This is a genomic window from Bacillus sp. FSL W8-0183 (assembly GCF_038006825.1).
In the GTDB taxonomy this organism is placed as follows: domain Bacteria; phylum Bacillota; class Bacilli; order Bacillales; family Bacillaceae; genus Bacillus; species Bacillus altitudinis.
This window is the reverse complement of sequence record NZ_JBBOVY010000001.1, coordinates 1,850,579-1,870,984: the sequence shown is the minus strand read 5'-3', so window position 1 is coordinate 1,870,984 and position 20,406 is coordinate 1,850,579. Positions and strand designations below refer to the sequence as shown.

27 protein-coding genes are annotated in these 20,406 nt (G+C 42.8%); 1 reads left to right on the top strand and 26 read right to left on the bottom strand.

What is annotated here, in order from left to right:
• Positions 1-272: 272 nt before the first annotated feature.
• The 16 genes from NSQ64_RS09800 to NSQ64_RS09725 are packed head-to-tail and all read right to left on the bottom strand — an operon-like array spanning position 273 to position 13,676.
• Positions 273-1,055 (bottom strand): peptidoglycan recognition protein family protein, encoded by a 783-nt coding sequence (locus NSQ64_RS09800; RefSeq protein WP_341016230.1) that lies wholly within the window; start codon positions 1,053-1,055, stop codon positions 273-275.
• A gap of 56 nt (positions 1,056-1,111) precedes the next feature.
• Positions 1,112-1,375 carry a phage holin gene (locus tag NSQ64_RS09795; RefSeq protein WP_341016228.1) on the bottom strand — a complete coding sequence of 88 codons (264 nt, stop codon included), beginning with the start codon at positions 1,373-1,375 and terminating at the stop codon, positions 1,112-1,114.
• A 15-nt stretch (positions 1,376-1,390) separates the two neighbouring features.
• The gene (locus tag NSQ64_RS09790; RefSeq protein WP_034620157.1) at positions 1,391-1,603 is read right to left on the bottom strand and encodes a BhlA/UviB family holin-like peptide; all 213 of its coding nucleotides are present in this window, start codon (positions 1,601-1,603) and stop codon (positions 1,391-1,393) included.
• Between the two features lie 60 nt (positions 1,604-1,663).
• Positions 1,664-1,810 (bottom strand): XkdX family protein, encoded by a 147-nt coding sequence (locus NSQ64_RS09785; RefSeq protein WP_341016224.1) that lies wholly within the window; start codon positions 1,808-1,810, stop codon positions 1,664-1,666.
• Positions 1,811-2,149 carry a hypothetical protein gene (locus NSQ64_RS09780; RefSeq protein ID WP_341016222.1) on the bottom strand — a complete coding sequence of 113 codons (339 nt, stop codon included), beginning with the start codon at positions 2,147-2,149 and terminating at the stop codon, positions 1,811-1,813.
• 18 nt (positions 2,150-2,167) lie between these two features.
• Complete coding sequence (locus tag NSQ64_RS09775) at positions 2,168-3,259, bottom strand: hypothetical protein (protein ID WP_341016221.1); 1,092 nt, start codon at positions 3,257-3,259, stop codon at positions 2,168-2,170.
• Positions 3,260-3,276: 17 nt separating this feature from the next.
• Entirely contained in the window at positions 3,277-3,660 is a 384-nt protein-coding gene (locus tag NSQ64_RS09770) for a phage tail-collar fiber domain-containing protein (RefSeq protein ID WP_341016219.1), read from the bottom strand.
• 12 nt (positions 3,661-3,672) lie between these two features.
• Positions 3,673-4,596, bottom strand: a complete 924-nt coding sequence (locus NSQ64_RS20970) for a YmfQ family protein (protein ID WP_434082977.1) — start codon at positions 4,594-4,596, stop codon at positions 3,673-3,675.
• Complete coding sequence (locus NSQ64_RS09760) at positions 4,583-5,629, bottom strand: baseplate J/gp47 family protein (RefSeq protein WP_341016216.1); 1,047 nt, start codon at positions 5,627-5,629, stop codon at positions 4,583-4,585. Before NSQ64_RS09760 ends, NSQ64_RS20970 begins: the two co-directional genes overlap by 14 nt.
• The gene (locus NSQ64_RS09755; protein ID WP_041506904.1) at positions 5,622-6,050 is read right to left on the bottom strand and encodes a DUF2634 domain-containing protein; all 429 of its coding nucleotides are present in this window, start codon (positions 6,048-6,050) and stop codon (positions 5,622-5,624) included. The genes NSQ64_RS09760 and NSQ64_RS09755 overlap by 8 nt, the downstream gene beginning before the upstream one ends.
• Positions 6,050-6,331: a DUF2577 family protein gene (locus NSQ64_RS09750; RefSeq protein WP_101677310.1), complete on the bottom strand. Its 282-nt coding sequence runs from the start codon at positions 6,329-6,331 to the stop codon at positions 6,050-6,052. The genes NSQ64_RS09755 and NSQ64_RS09750 overlap by 1 nt, the downstream gene beginning before the upstream one ends.
• The gene (locus NSQ64_RS09745) at positions 6,328-7,419 is read right to left on the bottom strand and encodes an XkdQ/YqbQ family protein (protein WP_341016213.1); all 1,092 of its coding nucleotides are present in this window, start codon (positions 7,417-7,419) and stop codon (positions 6,328-6,330) included. Before NSQ64_RS09745 ends, NSQ64_RS09750 begins: the two co-directional genes overlap by 4 nt.
• An 11-nt stretch (positions 7,420-7,430) precedes the next feature.
• The gene (locus NSQ64_RS09740; RefSeq protein WP_073979144.1) at positions 7,431-8,093 is read right to left on the bottom strand and encodes a LysM peptidoglycan-binding domain-containing protein; all 663 of its coding nucleotides are present in this window, start codon (positions 8,091-8,093) and stop codon (positions 7,431-7,433) included.
• A complete protein-coding gene (locus tag NSQ64_RS09735) occupies positions 8,086-13,047 on the bottom strand; it encodes a transglycosylase SLT domain-containing protein (protein ID WP_341016209.1) in 4,962 nt (1,653 codons plus the stop codon). The genes NSQ64_RS09740 and NSQ64_RS09735 overlap by 8 nt, the downstream gene beginning before the upstream one ends.
• Before the next feature lie 3 nt (positions 13,048-13,050).
• A complete protein-coding gene (locus NSQ64_RS09730; RefSeq protein ID WP_341018277.1) occupies positions 13,051-13,197 on the bottom strand; it encodes a hypothetical protein in 147 nt (48 codons plus the stop codon).
• Between the two features lie 29 nt (positions 13,198-13,226).
• Complete coding sequence (locus tag NSQ64_RS09725) at positions 13,227-13,676, bottom strand: phage tail assembly chaperone (RefSeq protein ID WP_047946069.1); 450 nt, start codon at positions 13,674-13,676, stop codon at positions 13,227-13,229.
• A gap of 152 nt (positions 13,677-13,828) precedes the next feature.
• On the opposite strand from NSQ64_RS09725, the gene NSQ64_RS09720 reads away from it, so the two are divergent.
• On the top strand, positions 13,829-13,918 hold the full coding sequence (locus NSQ64_RS09720) for a putative holin-like toxin (protein ID WP_074041930.1): 90 nt from the start codon (positions 13,829-13,831) through the stop codon (positions 13,916-13,918).
• Between the two features lie 253 nt (positions 13,919-14,171).
• Here the strand turns inward: NSQ64_RS09720 and NSQ64_RS09715 are convergent, their stop codons facing one another.
• From NSQ64_RS09715 to NSQ64_RS09670, 10 genes are read right to left on the bottom strand one after another with little or no spacing between them, the layout of a single operon-like run.
• A complete protein-coding gene (locus tag NSQ64_RS09715; protein WP_034282378.1) occupies positions 14,172-14,615 on the bottom strand; it encodes a phage tail tube protein in 444 nt (147 codons plus the stop codon).
• Between the two features lies 1 nt (position 14,616).
• Entirely contained in the window at positions 14,617-15,963 is a 1,347-nt protein-coding gene (locus tag NSQ64_RS09710; protein ID WP_341016204.1) for a phage tail sheath family protein, read from the bottom strand.
• A 2-nt stretch (positions 15,964-15,965) separates the two neighbouring features.
• Positions 15,966-16,136: a hypothetical protein gene (locus NSQ64_RS09705; protein ID WP_260980780.1), complete on the bottom strand. Its 171-nt coding sequence runs from the start codon at positions 16,134-16,136 to the stop codon at positions 15,966-15,968.
• Positions 16,137-16,176: 40 nt separating this feature from the next.
• Entirely contained in the window at positions 16,177-16,632 is a 456-nt protein-coding gene (locus tag NSQ64_RS09700; protein WP_341016203.1) for a phage portal protein, read from the bottom strand.
• A 4-nt stretch (positions 16,633-16,636) separates the two neighbouring features.
• On the bottom strand, positions 16,637-17,143 hold the full coding sequence (locus NSQ64_RS09695) for an HK97 gp10 family phage protein (RefSeq protein ID WP_341016201.1): 507 nt from the start codon (positions 17,141-17,143) through the stop codon (positions 16,637-16,639).
• Positions 17,140-17,496 carry a DUF3599 family protein gene (locus NSQ64_RS09690; RefSeq protein ID WP_341016198.1) on the bottom strand — a complete coding sequence of 119 codons (357 nt, stop codon included), beginning with the start codon at positions 17,494-17,496 and terminating at the stop codon, positions 17,140-17,142. The genes NSQ64_RS09695 and NSQ64_RS09690 overlap by 4 nt, the downstream gene beginning before the upstream one ends.
• Positions 17,493-17,885 (bottom strand): protein YqbG, encoded by a 393-nt coding sequence (gene yqbG / locus NSQ64_RS09685; RefSeq protein WP_341016197.1) that lies wholly within the window; start codon positions 17,883-17,885, stop codon positions 17,493-17,495. Before yqbG ends, NSQ64_RS09690 begins: the two co-directional genes overlap by 4 nt.
• A 5-nt stretch (positions 17,886-17,890) precedes the next feature.
• Positions 17,891-18,289 (bottom strand): YqbF domain-containing protein, encoded by a 399-nt coding sequence (locus tag NSQ64_RS09680; protein ID WP_341016194.1) that lies wholly within the window; start codon positions 18,287-18,289, stop codon positions 17,891-17,893.
• A 5-nt stretch (positions 18,290-18,294) separates the two neighbouring features.
• Complete coding sequence (locus NSQ64_RS09675) at positions 18,295-19,218, bottom strand: phage major capsid protein (RefSeq protein ID WP_341016192.1); 924 nt, start codon at positions 19,216-19,218, stop codon at positions 18,295-18,297.
• A 21-nt stretch (positions 19,219-19,239) separates the two neighbouring features.
• The gene (locus tag NSQ64_RS09670) at positions 19,240-20,406 is read right to left on the bottom strand and encodes an XkdF-like putative serine protease domain-containing protein (protein ID WP_341016190.1); all 1,167 of its coding nucleotides are present in this window, start codon (positions 20,404-20,406) and stop codon (positions 19,240-19,242) included.

Sequence of the window (20,406 nt, the reverse complement as noted above, 5' to 3'; positions counted from 1 at the left end):
CCGGACTATCCTCATAATTGTATTCAATCTCGTCCTTAGATTCACTAACTTTTACACCACCACATCCCACTAGCAGTAGTAGAAAACTAGCGCAAACCAAAAAACATACGGAAATCTTCTTTATCTTTATATCTTCCGCCTCCCCTCCGCTTTATTATACGTAATTATTATGTAAGACGGCTACCCACATTTTATCGTAAGCAACCGCAAAAAATTCCGCTTATTTCTTTCCGACTTCATAATGCTTTTCTTTCAATGATCATGTAACAGTACTATTTCAATGCTTTTTGAAGAGCTGCTTTAGTCTTAGGCCCGTAAATTCCATCAGCAACCAGCCCGTGCATGAGCTGGAATCGCTTGACCGCATTCGCAGTTTTCGGACCATAGTAGCCATCAATCCCGTTGTTTTTAGCTCCCTTTTCAGGATAGAAATAAACAGTAGCCAGAGCTTCCTGCAATGCTTTTACTCCCGCACCCTTTGTCAAAGGTTTGGTCACTTTAAGGATGCCAGATGGCAAGTTAACTGATTTTTTAGGTTTACTCGCTTTTGGCTTGGATGGTGTATTTTTTACAGGTGTCGCCGGCTTCGCGGTTGCAATACCCGCTTTGAATGAATCCCAACGATTCAACAACTTGCGAGGACAGTTCTTGCCGCTCCATCTCTTATGTGGCACAACATTTGCCAATGGAATGCCTTGCTCTGTCATGAGCTGACGAATGAGCCATTGAGCATTTTCAACCGCTTTTTCAAAATTGCCGTCTGCATTTTCACAAATTTCAATGCCTATCGACTTCATATTTCCGGTTCCTCTGCCGTCTCCCGCATGCCATCCGTTTTCATTCAACGGCAGATGTTGATAAATGACTTTATCATCCACTGTAAAGTGCCAGCTTGTAGCTGTATTAGGTTTTTTCACATAATTGACATGACGCAAAGCGTTTGCTCCTTTGTCAGTGTTGGCTGTATTGTGGACCGTAATATATAGAGGTTTCATTTTGTTTCCTGGGCGGTTCTTGTTGCTTTTCGGAATATAATCTTTAATGATTTTTACCACTTTCATCGTCTCCTTTGATCAATTTAATATAAAAAGAGCCGCCACATGGCAGCTCCTTACTTCGTTAATCCTTTTTGTTTCAGGACTTCTTTTTGTAACTTGCCTTTGTCAGTCACATAGTTATTTTTGAACCACGCTAAAAGGGTTGTTACGATTGTAAAGATCATTGAGCCAGCAAGGTACAATGTCTCAGCCAACGAAGTGACTTGATCCTCGCTGATCGGCAAGATTGGCTTGCCAAATAGAATTAATGCTTGGTTGATTAATGCCATAAAAAGAAGCACTGTACGGATCACAGTGCCTTTGTCGAAGTTTTTCATAATTGTTTCCTCCTATTATTTTAAATTCCGTTCAATTTTATCGAGCTTGTCGATCACGACGTCATACTTCTCACTAAACTTTGCTAACACATCATTTTGCGCTTCGATTTGTTCATTGAGCTTGTTTTCTCGTTCCTTTGTTGTGTTTAATACGTAAAACAGCACCCAACAAAAAAGAACCGCAAAGGGTCCTTGTGTCATCAAATATTGCGCCAAATCCATTTCCACCATACTCACCTACTCCTTCACACTTTGTCCACCTCCTTAAAGAAGGCAAAATAAAAACGCCTATTCAGCGTTTGTTTGATATTCTTCTTTTGTTATTTTTTTGTATTGTTCCGGCGTGATCTTCCCAAAACGTACAAATTTTGCAACGTCTTTTTCTTTATAACAGGTCCACTGATAGAACAATGAAATACTACGGAACCAATCCAATTAAATTACCCCCTTTTCAGTCAGTAACATAACAAGTTCTGCTGTTGTTTTTGATTGTTCTTCTGCTCTCTTTTCTGACTCTGCCAGTTGCTGGAGCAAATCCGCATTTTGTTGTTTTAATAGTTCAATATCTGATGGTGGACCTGGATCAGGCTGCAAACTATCAATATACTCTTTAGTGGCTGATTCAAACCATTCTCTCTTTGTCTCGTCAAACTCGGGAAGATACAATCCATCTTGCGGCCGTACCTCCGTAGCGTTTTTTGGCAATTCGTCATAATCACTTATTACATCTTCACCTTGATATTTAAAATTCTCGTCATATAAAAAAATATGCATGTTTGTTATCTCCCTCCTTTACCACAATGGAATTCCCTCGTTTATTTCTATTCGGTTCACCTTTGAAGGATCATTAGCATTTAACCCATCAAACTTGAGTGAACCATCTTCTGCCAAAGACAGCCGTGCAGACCCGTATGAACCAACTGTCGTAGCACCAAAAGTGGCTTTTCCAGACGGTTTTTGAGCAAATCGGGCAATGACTGTTTCGCTCGGCGGTATGTTCTCAAATGATCCCCGCAAATGTAAGACATTCTGCCTTATCGAAAATTTGAGGGGGTATACAGCGTTATGTTGAGCTGTACCGTTAATCAACGTTACTAGATTCCAGGTGCTATTTAATTCATCATCTGTCAACACACGTTTCCACCCTCGGAAAATCCCACCATGAACAGTGCTAAACCACATCGTGTTTTTATAGCTCGCTACAGCTATAATCATTTTTCGATCTGAATTACTTTCCGATATGTCATAGTTAAACCACCCAATATCAGATGGATCGGGATTATTTAAAAGTCTGTTGTTAATCCCGTAATACAACCCCGGCGGCAATGTTAATAAGTCAGCACCATCAGGTATCAATTTTCGTGTCCCTGAATCTTGCGTTAGTTTATAGATCTGACCATTATTCCATTTGTCTTTTTCAGCTGATGTCGGAAGCTGCGTCCAGGTAATTGAAATATGATTAGAATTATAGTAGAAGTAATACGCATTGCCTGATGTATCTACCGCGATTCCAGTCCCAATGTTGTTTTGCCCCACCGTTTGTATTCCTCTTAAATAGGAGTTACTAGGCGCAGGGGAATCCTCTACACCTGGGGATGCAATGAAAGTACAAGTCCCTTTGTCTTTAATCGCATCATAAATATTTTTGTCAGCTGGAACAGAAATCAAGTATTTGCCGTCATCAGCTGTGATCTTATATATCTGCGATTCATTCCATTTCTTCTTCTCTGCTGCAGATGCGTGTGGCTGAGTATCGCCAATATGTTCAATGATCTGATCTAACAGTCCAGAGTCATTTTCAAGCAACACTTTAACCATTTCATTGAACAAATCCGCATGAGCTTTATCACTTGTTTCAAACACTTTAGGAGATTTAATATCCATCGATGAGCACTCCTTTCCTAGTAAATATCATCAATCTCAAAGATGAATTCAATGTCACCATCTTTTTGTTTGTCTGTCATGGTGCGGATGGCGGTGAATTTGCCGGCCTCGTCGACAAGGGCTAGTTCATTGATGACTTCGCCTGCGAGTTCTCCTTCAGCGATGGTGCACGTGTACCGGATCTTCGCCGGCTCCATAAATTCATATGAATCAATTTCTTTTTGAACAAGCTCACTCTTTAATTCTTGTTCAGTGCCGTCTAGGGAGATTGGCTTTCCGTCCTTAGTTCCACCATTCCCAAAAGCCATCTTAACCACTTTTGTGAGCCTCGTTCCTTCTGCTCTAGCCTTCGCCATTTGTTGGCGAGCATAAAGCGTTGTAACGGTTAATTGATCAGCCATTATGATTCTCCTTTATAAATCTATTTGTTTGGACGTGGCAGCTAGATATTTTGAACCGTCTAGCGGTACCGATCCATCAAGCGTCCAATATTTCTGTTTGATAATGACACTGCCACTCTGATCATTTGATACATGAGCAGCCATCCGGAATGTCATTTTCTTTTTTTCTTTATTTACGTGTTTGAAACGAGATCGAAGTGTAAGAGCTGCTTGTTGATCCGTTTCGTTTCTGGCCCCTACCATGACATATCTTGTACGGCCAGAAACTTTCATTTCTTTTTTGAGCTTCATGGCCATCTTTAGAGATTGTCTGAAGCGCACTGGAATATCTGTTGAATTACGTGATCCGCTCAAATAAAAAGTACCATTCAGTAAAAACTCTCCATTAAGCAGGATCGGGATGTGATCAAAAAAGCCCACTCTGCTGCGCAGTGTGAGCCGGTTATGATAGTCTTTGATTTCATGAACATCCGTATGATGAACGCTTGTGAATTTGTAAGCCAAGTGCGCAGGCTTTAAGTTTTCAAGCGTTTCTACAATGTATCTGGTGTTCTGCAGGTCATCCAAATTAACACGAAGTGAGAAATGATAGCGACCATTTGTTAAACGAACCACTGCACTAGGATTCTTAAGGAAGCGGTTGACTGCCCTCTCTAAAGAAGCATACGTGATCGGTGGAATGTTTGACATGAGATTCAAAATACGTGCCCTTCGCAGCTCAATAGAATCACCTGATTCACGCTGCACCTTCAGCATCCTTTCCCATCGATTAAGCCCCCACGTGGCAGTGATCGGAAACAATTGATCAGTCATATCAAAAATAGAATCATCTAGCCTTTCCATCTCAGGAGCCTCTGATTTCATGAGCTCATCAAAATCTGTGATCTCTGTGAGATAAGCAGGAAGATAAGCTTTCATTTCATCAAGCTTGCTCAATAACGTTCACCTGCCCTAGACGCGGGATTTCAATGTCTTGGAGCGGCAAGTTTTTGGACTCACCGTTGATCAAGACATCCGCATAATCAGAGACACTATCCGCATGATACAAAATGTCATTGATCGCTGACATTCTGATCACGTTCTCCTCGAAAGCAAGTGATTTCAGGAGAGACTTGATCTTCTCTTCTATTTCTTGTTGAGCATCTTCCAGTGAATAGTCCATTTTGAGCTCCACGGATACGGACACCTCAACATCTTTCCACTTAGCACTCTCGACAGTGGCAGTAGCCCCGATTGGTGCTTGACCTTCTCCTTCTCCTGGAACAGGATCAATGTACTCTTGGACCTTATTGACGAGCAGATCCGTCGCCACATCAAAATTCCCGTCAGTGATGACAACTTTTACTGTGCCTTCACCATTCCAAAGAGGAAATACCTTTGCCCTGCCGACTCCTTCTACTTCTTCAGCCCATTTTTTATAGTGCGCTTTGTTGGCGCTGACAGCTTCCCGCCTTGCCCTCATCAAGTACCGCTCATAAAGAGCTTCATCATCTTCTTCCTCTTGCCCCGGTATCTTCAATTCTCCAAAAATGACAGACTCTAATCCTGGTATGTTATCGAGCGATAGGAGCGGCAGCTCTGCAAAATTACCATTGCCTACAGCACCAGTGGTTTCACACTTCAGCGTGCCGTCAGATTGATATTGAAAATATAGACTGTCAATGTAGAACCTTGAGCCAATTGGTATTCTGATACCTTCAGGTGCGACTTCAACGGACCATACAGCACTTGTGGCCGCTTTACGAGTGATCCCCACTTCAGCAGCTCGTCTATCTAAAAATTCTCCCTGCGCTGTATCCGCAAAGACAAGATCGAATACCTGATCAAGCCATATATAAGATTGAGCAAGTTCCGCAGCTGCAGGAGCCAGCGCATTCCATATAACGCTGTTTTCACGTTTATCAATATCATCGGGTATACGTTCCAACATGCGTTCCATGATGGCTTCATACGATTGTTCTTCAAACATCTTCGCCAATCACCTCCTCGATCTCCAAGGTTCCCTCATCTGTCACCACTTCAAATATCACCTTAAAGGCTGCCCCCTCTTTAGTGATCTCAAAATCTTGAACACTTTCGATTCTCTCATCAACAAGAAGTGCTTCTTCAATGAGCCGCGGGATCTCCATCTCCTTGTATTCGTCCGTTGATTCTTCATCAGACACAGCTTCTTGAACCTCACATCCTACATCATGGCTATAAACGGCATGTGAATATCGTTCCGTTCGCAAAGCCATATAGACAAATTGGCGAATGGCATCGAGACCATTAATCTTTTCATTGGTTAAACGGCCAGACTCAAAGTCGATTCGGTAGGTGGTCGAAGGTTCAACAATATCCTCTTCATCCTCCTCGAAATCTTCAATTTCTTCTTCTGGAGAGAGTGCCATCATGAACCACCTCCTACTACTTTATCTAAGATGTAAAACATCTGACCGCCTGTCATCGCAAGGACCATAACACTATCGCCTTCTTCGAGTGCATCATCTTCCCCTTCGTCCAATCGAGCTGGCCAGATAAGAAGTTCTTCAGGAATGATGAGTTTGTCATTTTCGTTGAGCCTAACACTAAGAGAAGAAACAGATACAACATCACCGAGTATCAATTCCATTGGCGATTGTGCATCAACCGCATCGACGGCCAATCGCTTGATTGCATCGCTTAGTTTCATGACTGATTCCCCGTTGGGATTGTATTCTTTTCAACGACATCGATCGTCATGGTGTGTTTGGTTCCTTTAAATTCATGGCTGTCTTGATCGATCCAGTACGTTTTTTTAATGCCGATATCAGGAATGATAATGCGTACTGGCATGCCGCTTTGTAATCCAGGAATACCTAGAGCTTGAATACTTTTCAGCTCTTTTTTTACGCCTTTCTTTTGAGCCAGTCGGACATCTGCTCTCTTTTGCAGCTGTGCTTTGTTGATCTCTCCTGACACTCTTTCAACGTGCTGAAGGATACCGTATTTACTTCTAGCAGCACTATCATTCGCCACAGCCAACATCTCAATCTCTTTCTTTTGAGTGACAGTTTTCGGCTTCGTGGTTTTAGCTGTTTTCTTATCTTTGTCCTGATCAGTAGACTTTGATTTCTTTTTTTCCTTCTTCAGCACCTTAATTTTTTCCACATGTGTTGCTCTCATCTTCACACGTGTGGCCGTTTCCTCAATCGAGGTGCTGTACTGATAATCAATGAGATTCACACCTGATTCAATGACCCATACTTCGGACGGATCAGGCCACGCTCTCAGCCCCATCTTTCCTTTAGCAGAATAGATTTGATAGTTACGCCCTGTTTGCTTCTTTGTTTCTTTCAACGCCTGCAGGATGATGTCATAAAGGCTTGTATCGTTTTTGAATACAAGTGATTTAATGACATGGCCAGTGTTAGCGATCGACGTCATCGGGATCTGAAAATCTTGACCAAGCCGCTTCATTATCTGATCAGCTCTCTTATTTGAAAATACATACACATCCTGATTCTTCACCAAATACTGAAGCATGTCATAAGCAGTAAAAGTGAGCTTTTCGTCCTTTGGTGTTCTTGCAAACACTGTTCCACGAAAGAGTTCTTTCCCCTTCCACTTGAAAAGAACCGTGTCTCCTTCTTTGATGCTGTAATACTTTTGACTTCCTTGTTTTGTCACGATTGTTGCTTGTATTGAGCGGGGAGCCTGATACCTTTGCCCCCGAAGTGTCACACTCTCTGTCACAAGCTCGTACATGGTGCCGCTTCTGATGGCAAAAAGCTCAATCAATGTCAGCCCCCCTATTGTGGTATTTTTAATTTTTGACCAGGGAAAATCCAATGCCCTGGTTGTCTAATATTGCGTCTACTTCGTTTGATCATCGCGGCTTTATTCGCATTCCAAATGCGGCGCCATTTTGTACTATCACCATAGAAGCGGCCAGAAATATCCCACAATGTATCACCCTTTTTAACGGTGTACACTTTTGGTGCGCCTTTTGAGCTGCGTTTTTTGCTGCTCTTTTTGGCTTTCCGTTTGATTTTTCTAGGTGATGCTGTTTTGTATTCTTTCAGCTGCAGCGTGAATTCACGATCGCCCACGTCATACGTACCTTCATTGTGATTGAAGCTTTCTATGCTGCATTGCATATTGATTTTGGTTCCAGTAACGATAAAGCGTACAGGCTTTTTTGACTTCATGAACCGCTCTATTTTGGCAATTGCATTCTCTGGTGATGGAATGCTTTTATATTCAGCGATCGGTGTATACTTCTTCGGAAAAAAGGCTGTAAATGAAATTTGGCGAGCCCCTGGTACATCCAAGAATGTGAGCTCGCCAAAAGAGGCGACCTTTACCGTTTCATTTTGTACGTTGTTATTGAGTTCCAATTTCTCAGGAAGAACAGGGAATCGTAATTTGTCCTTCCCTTGCGAAATCCACAATTGATATTTTGATTTAGCCATCGATCACGACTCCCTTCGTTCCTGTGTTGATTTCATTCTCTAACTCATCAATGAGCATCTGCTTGATCTTCTCTGCAAGGTTTTCTGCGTCTTGGCCATTATAATAATGCTGCTCACCATTAAAATTAATGATGATCTGTTTTGATCCACCTGAAGCAGACGGTGCATTTGCTGTGCCAGCTGTTACTGTTTGCACCTGCCCTTGTGAAAGCTCAGATGATGCAGCAGTGGCCGGATCGTATACGTCCATTCCTAAAGCCTGTGCAGCTTGAGCCAACAAGTAGCGACCACGTATGCCACGCTCTTCAGGAATAATCCATTCACGCTTGTTTCCTTCACCGACTCTAGCGATTTGTTCTTGCGTGATTAGACCACCGTTTGCATACCCCTTATATGGTCCACCATTTCTGATGCTTCTCAATCCAGGCGTATTATAGACACTTCCATATCTGCCTTTGATGTAATTGATAGCAGCTGCAGCATTATGGATCGGGTTCCAGATGTCATTCATGCCGCTTGCCTTGTTAGAATTAAAGGTCGGATCAATGGTCTGCATTAATCCTTTAGACGGCGTTCCTCTCTTGGCGTTTGAATCCCATAGGTTGATTGCTTTCGGGTTTCCACGTGACTCATGCTGCGCGATGGTCATCAATCCAGGCAGCCAGCTCATTGATGTGCCGGTTGCCATTAAAGCAGCCATGAGCCATTGTTGAACACTCAAGTTAGATGCACCCATTCCGCTAAATGCAGCGATTAAGGAACCGGCTTGATTCTCTGCGAATTTCTTCACGTCAACTGAATCAAGACCTTTGACGACTCCTATCGATGCAAATTTTCCAAGACTCATCATGACACGTGAAGGAGAATGAATGTCTAGCTCTTCCCTAAACGCCTGTTCTACCTTCTTGGCCATGTCCTTGGCTGCTTGTGTCACTTCACTTCCTTTTGACCTCATGCCGCTATTAAATGCGTCAATCAGTCCAGCCCCCCAAGTAGGTGACTCTTGTCGAGCAGATAAGAAAGGTTGTTTTACATTTTGATCTAAGAATTGACCTGTGCCAGTTGGTGTCATGTTTTGACCTGCAGCAAAGCCGGTGACAGTTTGCGCTCCATACTGCGGAGTCGATGTCTGAATTTGAGTAAATGGTTGCTTGATATTAGCTTGTTTCCATTGCTCCATTGAGATGACTTTATTATTTAGTCCCTTCTCAAATTCAGACGTGAACTGTTCCCCATATTTTGATGCGTTGCCCGCATCCCCAATTGATACCGATCCACTTGCAGACGTGGAAACTGATGACGCAGCCGCCGGTCTCATTGGAGAAGATGAGCTTGCTGGAGAGGTTGATGCACCGTTTGGCACAACAGACATTCCGAGATGTGAAGCAGCCTGAGCAAGTAGCATCTTCCCTCGACCTTTATTGTTTTCAGTTGGTATGACAAATTCTTTCCCTGCCTCGCCGATCCATGAAAGTGTTGGTTTTGTGATATAACCACCGGTGGCGTTATTTGCTGTTTTCTCTTTCTTTTTCAGGCCTGTTTTTTCTTCTCCTTTTTTCTCAAAGATATGAAATACATTTCCACTAATTTCTTTAACTTTACCGACTACATTCCCAACAATGTCAAATAAGCCTTTCCATGTGCTCGTTAACCTTTCAGCATGGTCTTTTAGCGGATTAAAAACATATTTTTCAAACCATGTACTCACTGTTTTCCAAATACCCTTGATAATTCTCCAGGCATCCTGAAACTTTTCCCACACAAAGGTAATCGCTGGTTCCGCATATTTCTTATATGGCTGCCATACGTTTTCATAAAACCAAGTAGAGAGTTTTTCCCACGTAGTTTTAATCCAATTCCACGTGTTTCTAAATAGATTCCAAACGAATATAATGGCTGGTAAAGCGTAAGTTTTAAACGGCTGCCACACATACTCATCGAACCAAGCTGCAAGTATCACCCATGTTGTTTTAATCCAGTTCCATGTACCTTTGAATAGATTCCAGATAAACATGATAGCTGGAATGCCATATGTCTTAAATGGTGTCCACACATATTCATTAAACCACTCAGACAATACTCCCCATGTCTCTTTGATCCAATTCCATGTATCAACAAGTTTATTCCATACCACACCAATGGCTTCTACTGCATATTGACCATATGGTTTCCATACCTTTTCCATGAACCAAGTTGATGCAACACCCCATATGGTTTTAATAATGTTCCAAGCAACAACAAAAACACCAACAACAAAGTTGATGATTGGTACAACAAAGTTATAGATAGGTATGAATACTTTTTCCATGAACCAGTTAGAGACTTTCTCCCAAGTGGTTTTAATTTTTGTCCATGCTTTTTCAAAAAAACCACCAATTGGTTCAGCCACGTTGTCATTGAACCAAGTAGAAATATCTTTCCATGTATCTTTAATCCACTTGATTGCATCCTCTGACCATTTGACGATCTCGTTCCATTTCTTCTTGATGGTTCCATTGTCGAACATCTTTCCAATCCATTTGCCAAGATCACCGCCAAAGATGCTCCCTAAGATTCCACCGATTGCTGTTCCAATTCCAGGGGCGATCATTGTTCCGATTGCCGCTCCACCGATACCGCCTCCTAGATTTCCTGTGAACCCACCGATCTTCTCGCCTTTATTATCATTGTTCATACCAATTAACTCGGTGGCTGCAATCAGTGTACCGAGAATAGGAATACGTTTTCCGATGCTCTTTGCACCTTTACCGAGATTTCCTAAGAATTCACCGCCACGCCCTTGGTTTGGCGTTGTTGGACGTACCGGCTCACCTCTATTGATCCAAGGCTGACGATATTCAGGAGGTCGTTGGTTCCTTGGCGATCTCCCTGCTCCTCCAGAACCTCCAATTACACCGCCGCTCGTTCCTGCTCCCATTCCTCCTCTTAAACCTTTTCCCCATTTGTAGGCAGCAAAGGCTCCTGAAAGGATGGATTTAAGCGGCTTTAATAAAGTGGCCACTTTTCCAAGGAATGCGAGTGCAAATGCATTGGCAATCAGTGCACCAGCAATTGAGCCTTCTCCAGTAAGGGCATTCCAGTTGATCTCACCTATCTTCTTGGCAATACGAATTCCTAATTGCACAGGATCAAGAGCTTCTAAAAATGATTCAATGAATATCTTTCCTGCTTTGGCTCCTGCATCAGTGAAACTGTCCTCAGATGATTTGTCATCAATACCAAGCAGACCGTTGATCACGCCATTTATGATGCCACCGTAAGTCTTCCCGACATTCTCGGCCATTTTGAAAAGACCAGGCTTTCCTGTCTTTTCCCACCATTCGCCAAAGACGTCTTTTGTATTATCTAAGACGAGCTTCCACCGAGTTTCAAAGTCCATTTTTCTGTATTTTTCTAGCTGTTCAAAGTGCTTCTTCAACTTAGGATTGTCTTTAAATTTGACCTTCAGTTCTTGTGTCTGCTTCTTGGAGAGTTTTTCTCCTGGGAACAAAATTTTGAACTGATCACCAATAAATCCGAATACGCTTTTGGTCGGATTTAAAAAGCTCTTCGCAAAGGCTTTACCAGCCTTTTCAGCTTTGTTTGATAGATCAGTCAGCACAAAGGAGTATTCCCCACGCCATGTCCTGAACGCTTCTAACGCAGGTTGGAACGCAGCTGCAAGTCCTTTACCCCAAGGCATCAGGATGCTGTTGTTGATGAATGATTTGACACCCAGAAATAAGTTGGCCAAGTTGTCCGACATTTTGATCATCATGTCGTTGTATTTGCCAAACTCTTTTGTTACTTCTGGCCATGTTTGCTTTATGTCTTTGCCGCTCTTTGCAAGTTTTTCGAGCTTACCTCTAGCATCACCAGAGATTGCCCCCATTTCCTGAAGCGCTGCCGTTGCGTCACCGATAGGACGCCCCGATTTAATGCCGTCATATAAACGCCCCATCCATAGCGCAACTTCTGAGAACGGCCGCTGAACACCTGCAGCAACGTCCCCGACTAGCTTCATACCTTCAGTCGTAGAAAGAGCATTGCCTGTAAATACTTGAAGGACACGACTTGACTCGAAAATCTCATCACGAGTAAATGGCGTTTGACCAGCAAAGGCCGTCAGCTCGTCCAGACGTGCATCTGCTTTTCCTCTGCTGCCGAGCAGTGTTTCAAAAGCCGTGGTCATGTTCTGGCGATCCGCAACCATTTTGAGCGGCACGACAATACCACCTGTTGCACCGGCTCCTACTCCAAGCAGCCCAAGTGTGCTGGTGACAGCTGACACGATCCCTCTCAATGGCTTTGTGATAAGATCAAGAACCTTGATTGTGGTTGTGTAAGTCCGTCCCAAGTGGGTATTTGCAAATGAGACAGCTCCACGTACTGGAGCGGTAAAACGATCAATCGCATTAATCGCCACCCTGTATTCAGTCCCTAACGTGTTCCGAGTATAAGACGCTATACGGCTGACTGTACGCCGGACCATATCAACGGCTCTAATAGTGTAGCTGTAGCCCCGGCCAAGCTGACGCGCTGCATATGATGCAATACGTCTGATCCCCGCAGTCGCCCGATCATGAACCGTTATGGCAAACCGTTCTACTTTGCCAAACTTTCGATCGATGTAACGACGTAACCGGACAAGCCCTGGTGTTGCCTGATCCTTGATGCGCATCAACACACTATGAGTACGCGGCATCTTACGTTGTATGAAACCATTGAACTTTCGCAATGCTTTTGTGGCCAGATCATTTACATCCAGGGTCAGCTGATATGTTCGCGCAAGATCACGCAAAACAAATCGCTGCACACGTCTTAATGCGATTGTGGCATTGTCTCTTACTCTCAATGTGATTGGCCGCTCTGATCTGCGGCGCAATCTATCAAGCCTCTCCATATCTCCTCTAATCAAACGCAATTTACGCGTGATCCGGTCTTGTAAATCAAACCTAGCTGTTAAATGAGCCATGTCTTATCCCCCTTTCTTCGATTCCTTTTCAAGAACTTCTAGTTTGTGCCTGATGAGTCCAAATAGGAATGATTTGAATTGTCTTGGTGCTTCATAGACCTCTAAAAGCTGGGACGGGGAATAATGAAGCTCATGCATGCAGTAATACAGATACACAGCCTCTTTATCCCCGTCTTTTATTAGTTTTTTGCTGCGTCTTCTAAGTCTTCAATTTCATCTTCAAACCCGTTGACCTCAATGGCTTTGTTTAACCAGTTCGCATATTCACCGCCGACAGACAGGACACGTTTTGCCACTTCGACTGGATCTTGTGTGTTGTATGCTTCGCGCAATTCTTTTGACTTAAAGTCAGGATAAATAGTTGATTCAACCGCAATACGTGCATAGAAGCGTTGAGAATCCAAGTCTTTCACACGTCCACGACCTTTGACATTTTTATAAGTCGTGTTTTCTTTCTCCAGCTCATCGATGCGCTCAGTTGTAATGGCTTTGAATACGAATGGAATCACTTCACCCTTTTTATCAACAAAGCGCTTTGAAATGATTGATTTGATTTCCTCTGTCTCAGCTGTTTGTCCTGGCATAAAGAATGAAAGATCATATACGTTGTTTGTTTGTTTTTCGCTCATGTTTAAAAACTCCCTTTGATTTGTTTTTTTGAATGCAAAAAAGCACATCCAATTTTTGAATGTGCTTTCCAATCTTTTCATGTATAATATAATTCGTACAATTGAACGGCTTGCTCAAGGGTGTCTGGCTCATCCCCGATAGGAAGGGGGTGATGCTCATGTCAACGTTCCAAGCGATTTCCCTAATGCTTTTATTCGGGATGTTTATCCTTGCTTTGTTGACGTATATAAACAAAAAATAGACTCCCCTTGAGCTTTGGACGGTTGAAGGGAAAGTCTATCCTTAAAACTATCTAATTGATAAGCCAGCCCCTTGAAGGGCCTCATTGTACATTGCCGGGATGTTGACGCATCCTGGCTTCTTTTTATTGTATGCAAATTGCTTTGCATGTAAACATAGTATCATTACTAATATTGTTATTGTTATTGTTATTGTTATCATTATAACATAACGATAATTTTTTAAACAAAAAAGTGTTACTTTTTTTATCTTTTTTAGAATGAATCCTTCAGCTTTTCAGGAAGATCAAAGTCCTCAAACGTGAAAGGAACCTCTTCTTCCAGTGCTTCTGAATCCACATCAAGCCCCGCGATTTTAGCTGAATCAAAGTTCACATCAAACAATGTGACACGCTCTGTGCCGCGGCCGGATGATTTGTCATCCAGTACAGCTTGAATCGTAAAGTACGGATCTTGTCCCTTCTTCACGTAATTTAACATCAACTGAACGAAACGTGATGTGACTTTATAGAAAGTCGCTGTGCCGGTCCCATTCGCACCGGTTGTCTTGTGACCGGTCATACGACGGCCCATAACGTTAACTTCTGATTTATTCTTCTCCACGTTCGCTTCAAACGTTTTAATGAACGCCAATTCCTCGCCATCGAGAAAAAGACGCCCTTCCTTACCTGAAATGGTATTCTGCGCTTTAAAAGCCATCTTATTTCACCTCTACATTGAAATAGAATTTTTCAGCTGCATCAACAGGTTGAACAGCTAGATCAATCAAGAAACCGTCACGATCTTCATTTAAAGCGATCGTGATATCCGTTTCAGAATCAAAGCCAGTGATTCCAGATCCATCTTGGAGCTGCGTGAGATATTGCGTGATGAGTGTTTTCACCAGCTGCAGACCATCATCCGATGCCGGAATGTCATTGCCATTTGCTTTGCGTAATTTAATTAAATCCTTCAATTCACGTGTGAGATCATTGTTGATCGCATCGAGCACACGAATGATCTTGTTTTTAGCAAATGTCTTGTTCTTTTCAACCGTGAAGCTTGTCAAAGAGTTAATATCTTTTTCAACGCTCACCGTGCGGTCTCTTGCATCGAAAGTGAAAAGAAACTCTCCTTGTGATAAACGGTATTCAACTTGATCATTATCAAGACGCTCTAATGTATCAACAGCCCCTTCATATTCCACAAAGGTCAGTGACTGATTGAAGTTGGCTCCTGCAGATGCACCGGCAACCCATGCAGTTGCTTTGGCTGGTGTGATCTCTGTACCATCTTCTAGCAGCACACCGCTTGTGACATTGATGATTCCCTCGTGATTAGCTTCATAGTTCGGTAAAACACCTTGCACCTTACGACCTTGGTCATCACGCAGACGCTTGACGAAGGCCGCAAATGTCGCTTTTAGTTGCTCGCTAGTGTTATTAGGCAGAGCAATTACGTCAAAGTATTCTGTTTCAGCTGCTTCTAAGAAGGCTGTATAATCTGCCACGCTTGGCACACCATTTTTCCCGCCGCTTAGTGTTACACCAGCGGTAATCGTCACTTCACCTTCACCAGAGAACGAAACATATTTGTTTTGCTTCAGCTCTTTGACATCAGTGACAACCTGCTTATCAACAATGTCTGTACCAACGTATGTCACCACATCACGCTTGGAGCTATCCAATACGTTTTCAGTGACTTGGATCGTGACCTCATTCCCTTTCTGTCCACCATAATTAGCAAGAACGTTGAAATTCTCGCTGATCTGAGCCTTTGCTGGCTCACCTTCATTCAGGCGGTAAAGCAAAACCGTTTGTGCTTTTTTCTTCGCTTCTCGGAAAAGAAGGAGTGACTTATCATCGATGTTTAATCCGACTTTTTTATTTAAGTCCTCGATTCCTGAAATAGAGAGAAACGTCTTAGGTTCACCCCAACTCATCGTGATTGGAAGTGCAACGGTGCCGCGATCACCTAACGTGATACGTTGCTGTGCTGTGGTTTTGAAATTGAAGTAGATACCAGGACGCTTCTTTTCTGTACCTGGTGTGAAAGTACCTCCATTCATGCTTAAACCTCCTTAGACAAAAAAGCATCAATCTGCTTCTTTGCTTCTGTTTTTGTAATTGGTTTATCTTTGATATAAAAAAGAGCACCTTCAAGGATTTCTGGTTTTACCCCAAAAAGATCCTTACTGTGCTCTTTTAAGGCTTCAAATGAAAATGCCGCTTCTTTAGGAATAACTGGTGCGGCTTTCTCTTCTTTCACCTGTGATTCATTTTTATTCTTGGCCACTTTTTATCACCCCGTCTGAAAAATTTATGTCGTCTAGGCTCGGTTGCTCATCTCGGTTGTACCAATAGGCACTATCCCATGTGAGGACAATTGTTGCCACGCCTTGATCACCATTCCTAGTTTCTGCCCTCTTAATGCGAACATAATCATCAAGCGGTTCACCTTCTTCACTGACCATCTGAATGATATTCCGATCAGCTGACAAGGCATCTACAATCGATTCAGCTGCATCATGAGCCTGTCCAGAGTCCTTGTGAAACACTTTAATATGCAGCGTGTATGTTTTGAGAAACGTTGAAAAAGTATCGTTTCTTGTATTGACCCAAGCTGCCGGAAAGTACATCGATGGGACCTGGAACTGTTCCGGAATTTTCTTTTCGTAGACTTTCACAGGAAACCGCTTGTAACAATAATGCATGATGGAGCCGACTTCTTGATTCATTCCATCACCGCCCAAATTGTTCATCGATCCATTGCTGCAGCTTGCGGTCCAATGATTGTTCAAACATCTGTTCAAAGATAGCCAACGCATTGTCCCAATAGCCGCTGCCCTCAACCCATTGAAATTTCAAGAGCATCCCTGTTTCAGCATTTGGGTCATATTCAAATCTGTCCCCAACCCACCTACCAGGAACCCATCGTCTGTCTTGATTTTTACTAGGATCAATTGTAAAGTGGCCATCGTTTGTGTACGATGCGTATTCTAAGTTGGTCCCAACATCAAGAGTAAGACCACCGCTGCTCATAGAAAATACGTTTTCTTGGTCTCCCTTTTGGAATGAGTTGAGCAAACGGCGAGCATCCACCGTTTTTGTTCGGATAACTTCATCTTGAACGATGTCTAGGAACTCATAACCCATCGCTTCCAACCATTCTTCATATTCAGCTTGCAAGCCGCCATTAACAGCTGCGTTCAAATCCTCAATGAATTGATCAAGACCATCAATCCTCATAGGCTTTCACTCCTCATCGCTACCACCTCAATATGATGGTTTTTGATCCGTCTGGGCTTTTGCAGTTTCAATGTCACACCTTCCCATACCACTTTATCGTTCAGGCGGACATCGGTATTACTAGGAAAATGAACAAGGTACGATTGGTGAATGGTTGCGTTTGGCTCCTGCTGTGTGATGGATTGGTTTTTCTCCGTAAAATAACATGGCTGCGCAACTTGATCAGGCTCATCAGGATATGAAAAGACCGGCTGCGCATCTTGGACAGGTATTCCATAGCGATCTTTTGACAGCTGCTCTGTTTGCAAGTGATATATATCGCATCGATCCGTTAATAACGATTGATAGCTCATAGCGATCTCAACCTTAATTTGATGCTGCCTGGATCTTCTGGCGGTTCTCCTGGCTCAATGAAATCTATCAACAGGTTATACACATCTGGTTTTGAAACGGCGTTCCCGTCTGCCAGTGTATAAGAGTAATCGCCAATCTTTTCAGATTTATAACCCTTTATGATTGATTCATCCCCGTTGATCAGTGCGAAGAACTGCGCCATTTTAATCAATGCGATCTTCGCCTTTTCAGGAAGCGGCTGATATTTTTCACTTGTGAAATCATGACCTACGATCTTAAACACCTCAGCTTCAGCCTCAATGATGTCACTTTCCAATAATTCATCTGAGCGGTTTTTCACGCTCTCGAATACTGTATATGCCCTAACATCTTCAGGAGAGATCAGCATCGGCCTTACTCTCCTGTTTTTTCTTGATGCTCGAGGATATAGGCAATTCTTTCACTCTTATCTTTGAGTTGAGACGGATCGCCGCCAAGATCAATAACAATGGCTTCTTGTTCAATTTTGTTCATGCCTTTCAGTTCAGCTTCAGTGTAGATTTTTTCTTCTTGTTGCGGTTCTTCTTCAGCCTCTCTTGGTTCTTCTTCCTCTTTCACAGACTTATCATCTTCTTTTGGTTGATCATCCGTTTTTGGATCATCAGCAGGAACATCAAGCTGCTTAGAATCAAAGAACTCATTACCATTGAGATATTGAAAAACCTTTTTCTCAATCTCTTTTTCCTGATTTAAAAGAAAGACATGACCCATAACAGAGTATGTCTTTCCCTTGATCAAAACCGCTGTATACATATTGATCACTCCTTGACCTTGATGATCTTAGCAACAGCATCCTCTTCCTCAAATTTGCTGTCTAGCTTCGCAGTTAACACAATGATGAATTTACGTCTGCGGATGTCCTTATCAACTTCAATGCGGATGTTACGAGAAAAGCCCAATATGATGTTTTTTGGATGAGTCAACAAGATGTCAGAAACATCTGTGCCGTCTTCATCATATGGCTGCATGTTTGCAATTCCTTTGACCGGAACACCGAATGCAGAGGATAGTCCGCCTTGTACAGCTGCATCCCCTAAATTCGTTTGACGATCTGCCACTTTGTCTTTCCATTCGACCTCTTGCCCTGGGGACGTATAGAATCGGAACTCTTGTGGAATACGCAAATACTTAGAGGGAACAGCTTTGTATCCCTGTTTAAACACTTGGCGTGTAAGTGGTTCACCAGCTACATCTACGATATGAGATTCCGCTTGTTTGCGGATACCATCAAGTTGTGCTAGATATGCATCACTAGATTTCGTATCACCATTCAAAATCAATTCTTCAATATCAACGGCTGCACGCTCAGCAAGCATTTGCATAATGGTGTTCTGTAGGTTATCACCCTCGATGTTGTTTTCAAGCGTGTCATACGTAATATTCACTTCTGCGATGACTTCTTTCGCAGTTAGCTGAACAGTGCTTGTTGTTGGCGCAGCCTTTTGTTCATTAGTTAAGCCTACACCTTCCTGACCAGGACGAAGAATCCGCTGGCCAAAACCGATCTTTTCAATTTTCTGCGAATCACTTTCCATCGGAATGACACGTGCATCTTGTAGCAGTGTTGGTGCATTTTGCACCATACGAATAAATGTACTGGATTGGGTTGGATTCATGAGACCGCCAGTTTTTAAACTAGCAAGCGTCATTTCTGCTTTATTAATTACATCTTGGTTCCTCACGTTAGTTCCTCCTATCTAGGCTTAAAGTAAGCCGTCCCATACTGAATTAGATTTTTGTACGTCTTGTTGTTGTGCATCCCCTACTCCATTACCTTGCGGACGTGCTTTTTCAAGCGCTTCGACTCTTTCAACAACTGGAGCCAACGCCTTTTCTACAGCTGCGGCCATTTCTTTTGCGACCTCTTCATCAATTTGTTTTTCTTGCGGATCAGGTTGCTGCTCGCTTTCTCCTTTTTCAAGGTCTTCAAGTCGTTTTACAACCGGTGCAATTGTGTCATCTAGCATCTTTTGCAGATCTTCTTTTTTCACTTCTTCGTTCTCCTCCTTCTCTTCCGCTTGACTCAACAGATTGTCGATAGCGGCTCTTGCATTTTTCAATTCCGTTAAGTTAGCAGCTGAAAACTTTTTACCTGCTTTTGCGACAGCTTCAGGTGGATCAGTTTGGATCCCCGCTAAGTCATCAGTAAGCAAAATCTCTTGTGTAATTTCCACAAAGTCTTGCAGTGCTGCCCTCACCTTTTCAGGATCAGTCTCCAAGTCTTCATCGTCGTAAGAATCCCATTTATACAAAACGGAATTCAGTGCATCTTGTGCCGCCCAAAACTCACGACGCATGCGGCCTTTGTCGTATCTGTTCTTTACTTCTCCTTTTGATAAAAAGAAGTTTTTAAGCAAAGAAAAAAGCCCCTTCTCATCAGAAGCTGGCTTGTGATCCTCTTGTTTTCTTATATCCGCTGTTCCGGCCATTGAATATCCGGTGATTTCACCCTTTTGAATCTGCTCCCAAATTTCATCCGAAGCCTTCGTCACAAGGACCCACGATCCTTTCTTGATCACTTCACCGCCCATTTCAAAGTCAGACGGAGCAATGTACGATTCAACGACTTCCCCGACACCGCCTTGAAAATCATGTTGCTTATCGATCTCACGTGCATCTTTCAAGAATCCGTGAGCAGCTTTTTCGATTTCTTCCGGCGTCATATAGTCTCCATGTGCATCTGCTACGTTTGGTTCATAAACAATACCATACACAAGACGCTGCGCATCATCAGCCTTCGCAATGACCTTGATCTCTTTTTGAAAGTCATTTTCTTTTTCTGACTTAACGAAAAAAAACTGCTTTTGATTAGCAGCCTTATCCACGTATGAAACGTGTGTGATCTTCGCATTTATCAATTCGCGTGGCAA

What these genes read in the sequence shown, in the direction of transcription:
- NSQ64_RS09755 (WP_041506904.1), bottom strand. Translation starts at nt 6,050, where the DNA reads ATGGCACTCTCTCCAGAAGAAGAAATTGAAGATTTCGAGGAGGATGAA.
- NSQ64_RS09710 (WP_341016204.1), bottom strand. Translation starts at nt 15,963, where the DNA reads ATGAATGGAGGTACTTTCACACCAGGTACAGAAAAGAAGCGTCCTGGT.
- NSQ64_RS09725 (WP_047946069.1), bottom strand. Translation starts at nt 13,676, where the DNA reads ATGAGCGAAAAACAAACAAACAACGTATATGATCTTTCATTCTTTATG.
- NSQ64_RS09775 (WP_341016221.1), bottom strand. Translation starts at nt 3,259, where the DNA reads ATGGATATTAAATCTCCTAAAGTGTTTGAAACAAGTGATAAAGCTCAT.
- NSQ64_RS09700 (WP_341016203.1), bottom strand. Translation starts at nt 16,632, where the DNA reads ATGAATCAAGAAGTCGGCTCCATCATGCATTATTGTTACAAGCGGTTT.
- NSQ64_RS09740 (WP_073979144.1), bottom strand. Translation starts at nt 8,093, where the DNA reads ATGGCTAAATCAAAATATCAATTGTGGATTTCGCAAGGGAAGGACAAA.
- NSQ64_RS09695 (WP_341016201.1), bottom strand. Translation starts at nt 17,143, where the DNA reads ATGAGGATTGATGGTCTTGATCAATTCATTGAGGATTTGAACGCAGCT.
- NSQ64_RS09750 (WP_101677310.1), bottom strand. Translation starts at nt 6,331, where the DNA reads ATGAAACTAAGCGATGCAATCAAGCGATTGGCCGTCGATGCGGTTGAT.
- NSQ64_RS09690 (WP_341016198.1), bottom strand. Translation starts at nt 17,496, where the DNA reads ATGAGCTATCAATCGTTATTAACGGATCGATGCGATATATATCACTTG.
- NSQ64_RS09770 (WP_341016219.1), bottom strand. Translation starts at nt 3,660, where the DNA reads ATGGCTGATCAATTAACCGTTACAACGCTTTATGCTCGCCAACAAATG.
- NSQ64_RS09735 (WP_341016209.1), bottom strand. Translation starts at nt 13,047, where the DNA reads ATGGCTCATTTAACAGCTAGGTTTGATTTACAAGACCGGATCACGCGT.
- yqbG (WP_341016197.1), bottom strand. Translation starts at nt 17,885, where the DNA reads ATGCTGATCTCTCCTGAAGATGTTAGGGCATATACAGTATTCGAGAGC.
- NSQ64_RS09760 (WP_341016216.1), bottom strand. Translation starts at nt 5,629, where the DNA reads ATGTTTGAAGAACAATCGTATGAAGCCATCATGGAACGCATGTTGGAA.
- NSQ64_RS09795 (WP_341016228.1), bottom strand. Translation starts at nt 1,375, where the DNA reads ATGAAAAACTTCGACAAAGGCACTGTGATCCGTACAGTGCTTCTTTTT.
- NSQ64_RS09680 (WP_341016194.1), bottom strand. Translation starts at nt 18,289, where the DNA reads ATGTATACAGCGGTTTTGATCAAGGGAAAGACATACTCTGTTATGGGT.
- NSQ64_RS09720 (WP_074041930.1), top strand. Translation starts at nt 13,829, where the DNA reads ATGCTCATGTCAACGTTCCAAGCGATTTCCCTAATGCTTTTATTCGGG.
- NSQ64_RS09715 (WP_034282378.1), bottom strand. Translation starts at nt 14,615, where the DNA reads ATGGCTTTTAAAGCGCAGAATACCATTTCAGGTAAGGAAGGGCGTCTT.
- NSQ64_RS09780 (WP_341016222.1), bottom strand. Translation starts at nt 2,149, where the DNA reads ATGCATATTTTTTTATATGACGAGAATTTTAAATATCAAGGTGAAGAT.